Consider the following 13,414-nt stretch of genomic DNA (forward strand, 5'->3'; position numbering starts at 1 on the left):
CGTCCGGTTTAACCGGCGGCCGTTTTTTTTGTTTTGGTAAAGTTTACAAAAAGCAAGCTTTTTGTTATATATAAGTCCACGGTTGTAGGAAAGTTGTTCTGAATGGAGTATGAACGATGATCTTGGGATATTTGTTTGCGATGTGCATCTTGGCTGCGGTCAACGTAGCCCTGTTGTCTCACGCGAACTCCAACTATAATCAGCGTGGTCCCTACGCCGCCATTTTCTTTGCAGCCTTCTTCTCCTGTGTGGGCTACTTGTTCCTGGGGCTTTCCACCAATATTGACGAAGCCAACATTGCCAACAAGATTTGCTACCTGGGCGCATCGTTCCTGCCCATGTTCACTTTCCAGGCGATTCTTTTGGTGTGTGATATTAAGGCACCCGATCGGCTGAACGGATTCCTTGGAGTATTGTCCTTTGTGGTGTTCGGCCTGGCTGCAACAACAGGCTACAGCGACATTTACTACACCTCTATGAAGTGGGTGGAACTTTATGGTGTTGGAAACTATGAGGCGACCTTCGGGCCGGGTCACTTGTTGTTCAACTTCATGCTGGTGTTTTACCTTGTTGCGAATGTCAGCCTTCTGACCTACTCCTTCATCAAGAAGAAAAACGTTTCCTTCAAGAACCTGATTGCCTTGACCTTGGTAGAAATTGCAAGTATCGTGTCCTTCCTGGTGGCACGAATCATCGGCACCGATACCTTGGTGATGCCTGCGGTCTATGTGTTTGACCAACTGGCCTTGTTGTACATTTGCTTCCGTGTTCGTTATTACGATATTAACCAGAGTGCCATGAATGCCTTGGAAGAAGGCAATACCGATGGCTTTATTTCCGTGTTCTTTGACCATACTTTCCTTGGTTGCAACAAGATTGCGTACAAATTCTTTGAACCTCTTAAGGAAAGTCGCGTGGACAAGCCCCTGGCGGGAGATTCTGAAATCGTCAAGTTCCTGAAGAGCTGGGTGGATGAATGCCAAAGTGGCAATGTTGAACCTGTCAAGGAATTCCAGTTTGGAGTCCGTCATTACAAGTTTTCCGTGAAAGTCCTGAGGGTAACCCAGAGAAGGGCGGTTTATCTCTTCAAGGCTGAAGACGACTCGGATGTTCACAATTACGTGCAGATGCTGGGCTCCAGCAACTTGCGCCTCAAGAGCAAAATCAAGAATAGCGCCCATCAGATTAACGCCATTCAGGAACAGATGATCGTGGGCATGGCTAACATGGTTGAAAACCGCGATAGCAATACCGGTGGCCATATCAAGCGTACAAGCCAGGTGGTTGCCATTCTGGTTAATGAACTTCGCAAGGAAGGCTTTGCCGGCTGTGACGAAGATTTCTACACGGCCCTGGTCAAGAGCGCTCCTATGCATGACCTCGGCAAGATTGCCGTGGATGACGCCATTTTGCGTAAGCCTGGCAGGTTCACTCCCGAAGAATACGAGGTGATGAAAACTCATCCGGCGAAGGGAGCCGCCATTGTGGAAAACCTCCTGGTGTCCCTGGAATCTCCGGAGTTCGTGCAGATTGCAAAGAACGTGGCCTTGTCCCATCATGAACGTTTTGATGGCAAGGGCTATCCCAATGGCCTGAGCGGAACTGATATTCCTGTGGAAGCGCGAATCATGGCTGTGGCTGATGTTTATGACGCCTTGGTCAGTAAGCGCTGCTACAAGGAAAAATTCTCCTTTGAAACGGCCTACGGAATCATTATCGACGGTATGGGGACTCAGTTCGATCCCAGCCTGAGAACCTGCTTTGAAAATTCCCGCCAACAGCTGGAAGATTACTACAGCAGCCTTGTGGACGCGGAATAGTTGGATCCGGGAAACGACTTTGGATAGGAAGGGCCTGCGACCGCAGGCTCTTTTGCTATTTTTGACCGCATGGATGAACGCTTGAGTCGCATGGAATTGCTGATCGGGGCAAAGGCCCTGGAACGCCTGGCAGGCCTTCGTGTGGCCGTCTTTGGTATTGGCGGGGTAGGCAGTGTTTGCGCTGAATCCCTGGTGCGCTCCGGCGTTAAGAACATTACCTTGGTCGACAGCGACTGTGTTGCGGAAAGTAACATCAATCGTCAGCTGCCGGCTTTCGTTTCTACCGTAGGGTACCCTAAGGTCTTTGTCATGGCAGAACGCCTGGGCGACATCGCGCCCGACGCTACCATCACTCCGGTGCAGTCCCTCTATTCCATGGGGAACAAGGAGGGCTTTGACTTCAAGAGTTTTGACGTGGTGGTGGATGCCATTGATAGTCTTGCCCATAAGATCGACTTGCTGGCTACCGCTAGCGAAGCTGGCTGCAAGGTGTTCTGCAGTCTGGGTGCCGCAGGCAAGCTGGACCCCACCAAGGTTCGTTCCGCGAGCATCTGGAACACTACGGGCTGCCCTCTTGGTAAACTTGTTCGTAATGGTCTTCGCAAGCGTGGCTTTGCCGGCGACTTTATGGCGGTGTACAGCGAAGAAAAATCGGTGGCCTTTGCGGTGGATCCCGAAACGGCGGAATCCCATGGCGACAGTACCAGGGCCTCCATTCTTGGCAGTGCCATGCCTGTGACTGGCGCCTTTGGCCTTGCCCTGAGCAGCCTCGTCATCCGTTCTGTTCTTTAAAAGCCGTTTGCCGTGGCTCTCGACTTTTTCTAATTTTTAGACCATGACAAAGTTTTCTGAATTCCCGTATGTTGCCGACCGCTTCAACGCAGTCCGCAGGGAAACTGTACAGGTTCGCGTTGGCGATGCCTTGATCGGGGGCGGTGCTCCTATTCTAGTTCAATCTATGACCACCACCAAGCCCAAGGACGTCGAAAAGACCGTCCAGGAAACCTTGGATTTGGCAAAGGCTGGTTGCGGCCTCGTCCGTATTACCACTCCGACCTATGCCGACGCTGCTGGTCTTGAAGAAGTCATGAAGCGTATTCGCGCTGCAGGTTGCAAGGTGCCGGTTTCCGCCGACATCCACTTCCAGCCGAAGGCCGCTTTCGAAGCTCTTAAGTGGGTTGAAAAAGTTCGTATCAATCCGGGTAACTTCGTAGATACCGGCATCCTCACTCTGGAAAACCAGACTGACGCCATGTTCGAAGAAGGTAAGGAAAAGGTTGCCGAACAGTTCACCCCGTTCGTTCAGGAAGCTAAGCGCCTTGGCCGCGCCATCCGTATCGGCGTGAACCACGGTTCTCTTTCTGCCCGTATGATTTACCGCTATGGCGACACCGTGGAAGGCATGGTGGAAAGTGCCATCGAATACTTGGCTGTTTGCGAAGCTGAACATTTTGACCAGGTTGTCCTCAGCCTCAAGTCCAGCAATCCTCGTGTGGCAATCGCCGCCTACCGTATGCTGGCTGCCCGCATTAAGCAGGAAGGCTTCAAGCCTTATCCGTTCCACGTTGGCGTTACCGAAGCTGGCGCTGGTGCCGATGGCCGTATGAAGTCTGCTGCTGGTATCGGTGCTCTCCTCCTGGATGGCCTTGCCGATACAATCCGCGTTTCTCTGACCGAAGATCCTGTGGCCGAAGTCCCTGTGGCTCACGACCTGATCAAGGCCTGTGCATTGCCTGCTGAAAAGGGTGTAGCTCCTGTCAGCTATGCGGTTCCTGTTTTTGAAAAGGATCCGTACCACTACGAACGTCGCGAAACTACACCGGTTGTCTTGAACGGTGTTGAAATCGGCGGAACTCGTCCGGTGATGGTTGGCGTCAAGTCTGACGCGGCAAGCCTCACCGGTGAACGTCGTTCTCCGGAATTCGCTCTTGCTAGCCTGGATGAAAAGCCGCTGGTGACCTTCAAGGACGAAATGGATATTGCAGGCTTTGCTGCAAATCCCGCTTCCGTTCCGGCCGGCTCCATCTTCTGCTACACTGGCAAGGAAATGGTGATGGGCGTCCGCGCCATGGCTTCTGCTCTTGCAGCCGCCGGCCGCAAGGACCCGATCCTTCTCTATGCAAATATTTCTGATTCCGACAACGATATGCTCCGCGTATCCGCTGACATCGGAAGCCTCGTTACCGATGGTCTCGGTGACGCTGTCGTCATCGAAGGTTACAAGAGCGCCAAGGACTCTGTGCTCCTCGCTTTCGATATTCTGCAGGCTGCCTACTGCCGTCGCAGTAAGACCAACTTTATCAGCTGCCCCAGCTGCGGCCGTACCCTCTACAACATCCAGGAAGTCATGGGCAAGATCAAGGCCCGCTTCGGTCACCTGTCCGATATTTCCATCGGCATTATGGGCTGCATCGTGAACGGCCCTGGTGAAATGGCTGACGCAGACTTCGGTTACGTTGGTGGTGGTCCGGGTCGTATTACCTTGTTCGAAGGCAAGACTGCTGTGAAGAAGAATATTCCGGAAGCAGACGCCATCGAAGAATTGGTGGCCCTCATCAAGGAACGTGGCCGTTGGGTAGAACCGTAGGAGGCACGAGGTTTGAGGTGCGAGGCTCGATAAAATTGGAGCCTGAAGCCTAGAACCTGGAGCCTAAAACAAAAGTTTTAAAAACAAAAAACAAAACAAAGGACTAAAAATCATGGCAACTATTAAGACTATGAACAACATCTCCAAGAAGGGCCTTAGCCTCTTTGGAGCATACTATCAGGTTTCTGATACCGTCGAAAATCCGGATGCAATCCTCGTGCGCTCCGCTCAGGTTGATACCGACAATTTCGATGGCCTCCTTGCTGTCGCTCGTGCAGGTGCTGGTGTTAACAACATCACCATCGACAAGGCTTCCGCTAAGGGTGTTTGCGTGTTCAACACTCCGGGTGCAAACGCAAACGCTGTTGCAGAACTGGTGATGACCGTTCTCGGTATGGCTGTTCGTAACGTTGCTCAGGCTGCTAACTGGGTAAAGAACCTCGACCTCAATGACCCGGATATGGCTAAGACCGTTGAAAGCGGTAAGAAGAAGTTTGCTGGTTCTGAACTTGCTGGCAAGACTCTCGGTGTTATCGGCCTCGGCAAGATCGGCGTTCTCGTTGCTAACTATGCTCGTTGGAAGAACATGCGCGTTATCGCATACGAACCGTATCCCAACGCACTCAACATGCACGAACTTTCCAACAAGGTTGAAATTGCTGATCTCGACACCGTGATTGCAAATTCTGACTTCCTCACCGTTCACGTTCCGTTCATCAAGGGCGTTACCGAAAACCTCCTCAACCGCAAGAACCTCGCAAACTTCAAGGGTACTCATATCTTGAACTTTGCTCGTAACGGCCTCGTGGAAATGGATCCGGTTTACGACATGCTCGCTAACGGCACCCTCCAGGGCTACCTCAGCGACTTCCCGGATGCAAAGCAGATCCAGAACGACAAGATCATGTGCTTCCCGCACCTCGGCGCTTCCACTGAAGAAGCTGAAGAAAACTGCGCAGTCATGGCTGTTGAAGAATTGAAGGACTACCTGGAATACGGTTGCGTTCGTAATTCCGTGAACTTCCCGGCCCTCATGGACAAACCCCACATGGGCATCAAGAGCCGCGTTGTCGTGATTAACGAAGACGTTCCCAACATGATTGCTGAAATCACCAAGGTGATCGGCGCTGCTGGCATTAACATCGCTTCCTTCTCCAACAAGAGCAACGGCAAAATCGGTTACAACCTGATCGACTCCGAAGCAACCATCGGTGACGATATCATCGACGTTCTTTCCAAGTTGGAAAAGGTCATCAAGGTCCGCGTAATTCACTTCTAAGAGAAGTGAGCGACCTTCGGCTCAAATGAAAAAATCCGACGAGTTCAACTCGCCGGATTTTTTTTTGCCTTACGAAATCTCGTACTTAATACCTCGTGCCTCGCCCCTGGAGCCTCGAACCTCGTACTTCGTGCTTCGTAATTCGTAACTGCGCGCCGCGACTCGTTCCTCGTGCCTCGAACCTCGCGCCTACTTGTACATTTCTTCGATTTCTTCGGCGTAGCGTTCTTCTGCAGCCTTGCGACGAATCTTGAGGGTGGGAGTGAGCAAGCCTGATTCAACGGTGAGGTTGTCGCCAATGAGAGTCCACTTGCGGATCTGTTCCCAATGGTTCAGCTTCTTGTTGATGCGGGTGATGTGACGCTGCAAGGCTTCGTTGATGCGGGTGGATTCCATTGCCTTGTTGATGTCAAAATCGTACTTGTCGCGCTGCAGGAAGCGGCGTGCGTTCACCGGGTTCAAGAAAATGAGCACGGAAGCGAACTTGCGGTCGTTTGCAATCACCAGAGCCTGTTCCACCAGCGGATGGCGGCTGATTTCAAGTTCGATGGGATTGGGGCTCACGTACTTGCCTGTGCTGGTCTTCAGCAATTCCTTAATGCGGCCGGTAAGGTACAAGTAACCGTCTTCGTCGAAACGGCCCTGGTCGCCTGTTCTGAAGAAACCATCTTCTGTGAAAATTTCCTTGTTCAGTTCGGGCATGTTGTGGTAGCCCTTGAACACGCTGTCTCCCTTCACCAGGACTTCGCTGTTTTCGCCGATCTTCACTTCAAGATGGGAAAGGGGTGTGCCTACGCTTCCCGGGCGGACTTCGCCGTTCTTGGTGACGCTGACCACGGGGGAGCATTCGGTGAGGCCGTAGCCTTCCAGCACGTTGACGCCCACGTTCAAGAGAAAACGGCAGATGGACTTGTTCAATGCGCCGCCGCCAGAAACGATAATGCGGTAGCGGCCGCCGATAGCGTCGCGCATCTTGCTGTAGACCAGCTTGTCGTAAATAATCTTGCCCAGGCTGAAACCCTTCTTGGTGGGGTCTGCAATCTTGGCGAACTTGATGGCGCGATTCAAAAGCCAGCGCTTCGGGCCGTGTAGCTTGTCTGCTGCGCCGGTCATGCTTTCGTACACGCGTTCCAAAATGCGGGGCACCACCATCATCACGGTGGGACGAACCTCTGCCATCAACTTGGAAGTGTTCTTCGGAGTGTCGCCGAAATAGACCTTGGTTCCGTTGATGATGTAGAAGTAAATGGTCATGCGCTCCAGAACGTGGGCTACCGGCAAGATGACGAGGGCCACGTCGGTTTTGCGGTCGAGATGGATGTACTCCCGCTTGATGACCTGGATCTGGCTCAGCATGTTTCTGTGGGTCAGTTCCACACCCTTGGGACGGCCGGTAGAACCGCTGGTGTAGATGATGCTGAATGGCATGTCGGAATGGATTTTTTCAACCTGGCGGACCAGCCAAAGGGTGGACTGCTCGTCCTTGGAAAGTTCTTCGCCTTCCTTCAGAAGGGCGTTCCAATAAACGCCATTTTCCGGAAGCTCGGAGGTGGGGTCGATGCAGATGACAGCCTTGAATCTGCCCAGACATTCCTGAAGGGGCTTATCCAGTTCCTTTACGTTGTTCAAAAGGAGAATCTGGACGTCTGAATCGTCGCACTGAAAATTGAAATTCTCCGAGGAGATGTTGGGGAACAGGGGAACGACTTTCGCGTGGTTGATTTGGGAGGCGATGTCGGTCATGACCCATTCGGGGCAGCTGTTGGCTACAATGCCGATGCTCTGGCCCGGATTGATGCCGTGCTTCTTAAAGGCCAATGCCAAGAAACGGGTGTGATCGCGGAGATCCTGCCTGGAAAAATGCACCCACTGTTCGTTTTTGCGGTGGTACCATCCGGCGAAATCCTCTCGTTCGCAGTTGGTGAAGAAGAGGTGGACGAGGGAAGGAGTCTGTAGCGGTTCCATTAAAATCTCCGGGAGTTCGGGCTATAAACTTGTTTTGGTACAAGATACATTAAAAATGGGCAAAAAAGGGGATTTTTCGGCAGTGTGTGTTATTTAACACGTTTTTGTACAAAATAACTAGGGTCGAGAAAAGGTCGTTTTTGAATGAAATTGCATATTTAACGAAAATTTTGAGAACTTTTTAAAAATTTTGAGAACATTTTGTTTTGTAAATTTGTGGAATTGTTTAAAAATAAAGAAAATTTCTATTGACTTTTGATAAAAATTGCTTTATATTTGAGAAAGAAAATGAGAACAATGTGACTACGCACTAAAAATAGCCGTCATAAAGTTCTCGGGTGTGTATTTAACAGGGATGTTACTATGAATCTTTTCAAAACCGCTTTCGCTGCCGCAACCGCTCTTGGTTTCGCTTCCGCAGCTTCTGCCGCTATTACCGTGAATTCCGCCGAAGGCTGGCTTGAATCCGCTTTCGTGGAATGGGCTCCTGTCAGTGGCGCCTCCAGCTATACCGTTCTTGCCGACGGCAAGGCTATCGACAACCAGTTGATCCGTAACTACGGCTCCTATATGCGTGCCGATGTCCTTGGTCTCAAGGCTGGTTCCCATACCCTTCAGGTGAAGTCCGATAATGGTGAAGCTTCTGCAGAAAAGACTGTGACCGTCAAGGCTCACGATCGCTCCGGTTTTGGTTTCAGCAATGGCCGCGTTCCTGGCGCCTACAATACCGATGGTACTTTGAAGAGTGGTGCTGTGGTTGTTTATGTCACCGAAAATACCAAGAATAAGGTGACTATGGACGTGACCATGGATTCCAAGGGTACAAAGAAAACCTGCCTTAGCTTCCAGGGTATTTTGAACTGCATGAAGAAGGGTTACGAAACCCGTCCGGTGGACTTCCGCTTTATCGGTACCGTGACCGACTCTGATTCTCTCGTGGCTGGCGACATGGTCATTGAAACTGGTAGCTCCGAAAACTCCTACGTCACTGTGGAAGGCGTGGGTAACGACGCTACGGCCAATGGCTGGGGCATCCGTCTCAAGAGCGCCCAGAACGTGGAAGTCCGTAACATGGGCATTATGAACGTGAACAGCTCCGAAGGCGACAACATCGGCCTTCAGCAGAACAACCAGTACGTTTGGGTTCACAACAACGACATGTTCTACGGCGATGCCGGTTCCGACAAGGACCAGGTTAAGGGCGATGGTGCCTTGGACTGCAAGAAGTCTACTTACATTACTTTCAGCTACAACCATTTCTGGGATAACGGCAAGTCCAATTTGCTGGGTCTTTCCGAAGGTACCACCGAAGGCTTGTACATCACTTATCATCACAACTGGTATGACCATTCCGATAGCCGTCATCCTCGCGTCCGCTTCTACAGCGCCCACGTTTACAACAACTACTACGATGGCAACGCCAAGTACGGTATCGGCTCCACCTTGGGCTCCTCTGTGTTCGCAGAAGCAAACTATTTCCGTAACTGCAAGTACCCCATGATGACCTCCATGCAGGGCTCCGATGTTTACGCCGGAACTGAAAAGCGTGATCCCACCAACTACGCAACTTTCAGTAAGGAAAACGGTGGTTCCATCAAGGCATTCAACAACTACATCGAGGGCGGAACCTTCATTCCTTATGGCGCAAGCAAGTACACCTTGAAGGGTTCTGAAGTATCTGTTGGCTCCATCAATACCAAGCAGGATTTTGACGCCTACGTCATTACCAGCCGCAATCAGGAAATGCCTTCTACCGTAACGTCCTATGCTGGCGGAAACAAGCACAACAACTTTGACTTGAGCGGCTCCATGTACAAATACACTGCAGACGCTCCGGCCGATGCCAAGGCTAACGTTACCAAGTATGCGGGCCGCGTCCAGGGTGGCGATTTCAAGTGGACCTTTACTGCTGCCGACGATGAACTCTACGAAGTCAATCAGCCACTGAAGAACGCCTTGGTTGCCTACAAGACTTCCTTGAAGGCTGTGCAGGGCGAAGGCAGCATGGCTCCCATTGAAACTCCGGTAACTTCCAGTAGCTCTGTGGTTCCTGCAAGCTCCTCCAGCTCCGTGAACAACTCCTCCAGCTCCGTGAACAGTTCCTCCAGTGTTAAGCCTGCAAGCTCCAGTTCCGTTGGCGGCTCCGAAGGTGCAACCGGTTCCATCAAGGGCGACATCGTTCATAACTTCACCGAAGACGCTCTCTCCAGCGACGTATTTGACTTCATGGGAACTCTCTCCACCAGCAAGGGAACCGTGGACTACGCTGGCGAAACCCTTTCCCGCTGCCTCAAGATGGAATCCGCTACCAGCATCGATTTCACTCTGGAATCCGCTGGCAAGATGACCTTGGTATTCAACGATGGATTTACCGGTGCTGTGAAGATTGACGGCAACAAGGTTTCTGCAAGCAACGGCGTTGTTGAAGTGGAACTTGCCAAGGGTGCTCACTCCATTACCAAGGGCGATGTAGCGAACCTCTACCTGATCGTAATCAAGCTGGATGGAGCTGTGATTGAATCTTCCAGCAGCGAAGGTGGTGAAGGCGAAACCGAAGGCTCCGGTGAAGGCGAAACCGAAGGCTCCGGTGAAGGCGAAACCGAATCCTTTACCGCAACAGTTGCTGCCAATGCAAATCCGCTCTTCTACAATTCCCGCGAATGCCGCTTGGAAGTAAGTGGTGAAGTTCGTCGCCTCGACATCCTCCGCATGGATGGCCGCAAGGTCCGTGCTTTGCCTGCCCAGGGGGCTAATGGAATGACCTTTGACTTGAACGATGTTCAGCCGGGTGTCTATCTGGTGCGTGCCTTGGTAGGAAGCCAATTGCTGGTGCAGAAAATCGTGAAGAAGTAATTCTTGTATACAGAACTTTTCAAAGAGATTTCCGAACGTCGGAAGTCTCTTTTTTTTACGTGTAAAACTCTATTTTCAAAATGGCGAAATTTTTTCAAAAAAACAAGTTTTCCAAATAATTACACTCCGTATAAGAAAGCAATTCTATTTTTGCGCTGGGTATTTTGGGAATAATTCCACTGGGATTGGAATAAACCTATAATGAGGATGTAAAATGAAGAAAATTGTCGCTGCCGCTCTTCTCGCCGCTGCAACATCTGCAATGGCATTGAGTGCAAGCCGTGTTGGTCCTGTGAGCACCTATGGTCCGCTCAAGGCTAACGGTGGTAAACTGTCTGGCACTTGCCCCCAGTATGCAAATTCTGCTGTTCAGGTGAAGGGTATGAGCCTTTTCTGGAGTTCTGCAGCAGATAGCTCTACGAACTTCTACACTGAAAAGGCCTTGAACCGCATGGTTTCTGAAATGGGTATCGAAGTGGTCCGTTTCGCTATGGGTGTCAAGAGTGATTTCGATAAGGGTCGTGGCTATATCACTGGCGGTGAAGATCTTCAGAAGGCATACTTGAAGAACATGGTTTCCGCAGCAGTGGACAACGATATTTATATCATCATTGACTGGCATATTGAAAGCGGTACCGGTTATACCAGCGACGCAGTCAAGTTCTTTGAATATGCAGCTCAGCAGTATGGTAAGTATCACAACGTGATTTTCGAAGTATGGAACGAACCTGTCGGTGCCGATATGGGTACTGTCGCTTCTCACGCAAACTCCGTAATCTCTGCAATCCGTAAGTATTCCGACAACCTGGTCCTTATCGGTAGCCCGGAATGGTCCAGCCATCCGGAACAGTGCGCAACAGCAAGCATTTCTGACCCCAAGAGGAACTACGCTTGTACCTTGCATTTCTATGCAGCAACTCATGGCGTTGGCAATGGTGGCTACAACAGCCGTGCCGAAGAAGCTATGAGCAAGGGCGTTCCCGTTTTCGCTTCCGAATGGGGAACCGTTTCTGCTGATGGTAACGGCGGTGCAAACCAGTCTGCAAGCGATGCTTGGAACTCCTGGATGAACACCAACAAGGTTTCCTGGGCTAACTGGTCTGCTTCTGCAATGAACGAAGGTTCTGCTGCTTTCAAGAACCTCGCTTTTGATAACGGTTTGACTTTTACAACCTCTGGTAACATCGTTAAGGGTTACTTGTCTGGTTCCCACAACTATTCTGATTGCGGCCTCGGCAATGGTGGCTCTTCCGGTGGTAACGGCGGCTTCTCTACTGGTGTCGCTAATGGTGCTGCCACTGACATCATCGATGACTTGGAAGACGGTGACCGTTTTGCATATACCGGTGGTTGGTGGTCTGCATTTGCTGACTCCGATGACAATACCGACGGTCTCGGCAAGACTTCCATTTCCAACGGTAAGTTTACCAATGATTTCGGTAAGGATGTCTACGACGTTCTCTTGCCCACAAAGAGCGGTGACAAGAATACTTCCAAGTACATGGCCGGTATCGAAGGCATCAAGCTTTCTCAGGGTGCTTACCAGTACGCTCCGTATGTCGCTATCGGCTTGAACCTGAAGCGTGACACCACTATTATTGATTTGAGCAAGTGCAATGCCATTAGCTATAAGTTCAAGGGCGCAGCTCATAACTTCCGCGTTGAAACTTCTCTCGTGACCAACTGGAACTTCCATCACGTTGCCAAGGATGGCTCTGCTGAATGGAAGGAAGTGGAACTTACTTGGGACCAGTTCAACCAGGAAGACTGGGGCGATAAGGCTAACCACTTTAACCTCAAGAGCGGTATGAACAAGGTTCAGCGCTTTGCTTGGGAAGTTAAGGGAGCTCTTGATGTTCCCGATAACATGAACCAGCCGAAGTACAACTACCTCTATGTGGACGATGTCCGTTGCGACGGTGTTACCGTTTCTGCTATTGCAGGTGGTTCTTCTACTCCGGTTGCTAAGTCCAGCTCTTCTATCGCAGCTCCGAAGTCCTCCTCTTCTATGCAGGTTGCTGTGACTTCTTCTTCTTCTGTTCAGCAGGTTCTCGGCCCCGCCGTTCTTATTGATGACGTGGAAGATGGTGACGAAGTTTTGAAGACCGGCGGTACCTGGTATGCTTATAATGATAAGGAAAATGGTGGTTTGTCCTCCATTACCAATACCTACGATGCAACTCTTCCGGGCTATGTGGTGAACTTCCTTGGTTCTAAGGACCCGACCAATGGTACTCAGGGCTTTGTTGGTATCGAAGGCATTGTCTGGAATCAGGGTACCTATAAGGAAGCTCCCTTTGTTGCTCTTGGCCTTAACACCATGGCTGACACTACCAAGGGTCTTGACTTGAGCACTTGCTCCGGTATTTCTTACCGCTATAAGGGTAACGCTCACATCTTCAAGATTCAGGATGGTCAGGTTAAGGACTATGCTTACCATCAGGCCAAGCAGGTTACTGAATCTGGCTGGACTACAGTTGAACTTACCTGGGATGAAATCTATCAGCCTGCTTGGGGTGAAGAAGTTGAATTGAACAAGGCTGGCATCAAGAAGATGTCTTGGGAAGTCGTTGGTTACAAGGGCTTTGACTATCAGCCGGATCTTCCGTACCTCTATGTTGACGACGTGACTTGCTTCGTTCAGTCCGCTGGCATCAAGACTGTTGCTGCAAAGAGCTCCATCAAGCTCAGTGTCCAGAACGGCATGCTGAATGTTGTCGTTGCAAAGTCTGGCAAGGCTCGCGTCCAAGTCTTCGACATGATGGGTCACGTTGTGGCTAATGTCTCCGAAAACTTGAATGCTGGTGCAAACCAGATTGCTCTGCCGGCTCTCTCCAGTGGCAACTACATGGTTCGCGTCATGAGCGGTAGCGAAGCTAAGACTGCTCGCATCACCCTCCGCTAATTCAC

At 50.9% G+C, this 13,414-nt stretch carries 7 protein-coding genes; 6 read left to right on the forward strand and 1 reads right to left on the reverse strand.

Annotated elements, in window-relative coordinates:
• The first annotated feature begins 116 nt into the window (after nucleotides 1-116).
• From MJZ25_08505 to MJZ25_08520, 4 genes are all read left to right on the forward strand, one after another.
• Entirely contained in the window at nucleotides 117-1,820 is a 1,704-nt protein-coding gene (locus MJZ25_08505) for an HD domain-containing protein (GenBank protein ID MCQ2124209.1), read from the forward strand.
• A gap of 69 nt (nucleotides 1,821-1,889) precedes the next feature.
• Nucleotides 1,890-2,612, forward strand: a complete 723-nt coding sequence (locus MJZ25_08510; GenBank protein MCQ2124210.1) for a tRNA threonylcarbamoyladenosine dehydratase — start codon at nucleotides 1,890-1,892, stop codon at nucleotides 2,610-2,612.
• 43 nt (nucleotides 2,613-2,655) lie between these two features.
• Nucleotides 2,656-4,407 carry a (E)-4-hydroxy-3-methylbut-2-enyl-diphosphate synthase gene (gene ispG / locus MJZ25_08515; GenBank protein MCQ2124211.1) on the forward strand — a complete coding sequence of 584 codons (1,752 nt, stop codon included), beginning with the start codon at nucleotides 2,656-2,658 and terminating at the stop codon, nucleotides 4,405-4,407.
• Between the two features lie 112 nt (nucleotides 4,408-4,519).
• Complete coding sequence (locus tag MJZ25_08520; protein ID MCQ2124212.1) at nucleotides 4,520-5,686, forward strand: 3-phosphoglycerate dehydrogenase family protein; 1,167 nt, start codon at nucleotides 4,520-4,522, stop codon at nucleotides 5,684-5,686.
• A 189-nt stretch (nucleotides 5,687-5,875) separates the two neighbouring features.
• On the opposite strand, the gene MJZ25_08525 is transcribed toward MJZ25_08520, so the two are convergent.
• Nucleotides 5,876-7,651: a long-chain fatty acid--CoA ligase gene (locus MJZ25_08525; GenBank protein MCQ2124213.1), complete on the reverse strand. Its 1,776-nt coding sequence runs from the start codon at nucleotides 7,649-7,651 to the stop codon at nucleotides 5,876-5,878.
• A 363-nt stretch (nucleotides 7,652-8,014) separates the two neighbouring features.
• Here MJZ25_08525 and MJZ25_08530 point away from each other — a divergent pair, with 363 nt between their 5' ends.
• Nucleotides 8,015-10,504, forward strand: a complete 2,490-nt coding sequence (locus tag MJZ25_08530; protein MCQ2124214.1) for a pectate lyase — start codon at nucleotides 8,015-8,017, stop codon at nucleotides 10,502-10,504.
• Nucleotides 10,505-10,718: 214 nt separating this feature from the next.
• Entirely contained in the window at nucleotides 10,719-13,409 is a 2,691-nt protein-coding gene (locus MJZ25_08535; GenBank protein MCQ2124215.1) for a CIA30 family protein, read from the forward strand.
• The last annotated feature ends 5 nt before the right edge of the window (nucleotides 13,410-13,414 follow it).

The organism is Fibrobacter sp., from assembly GCA_024399065.1.
In the GTDB taxonomy this organism is placed as follows: domain Bacteria; phylum Fibrobacterota; class Fibrobacteria; order Fibrobacterales; family Fibrobacteraceae; genus Fibrobacter.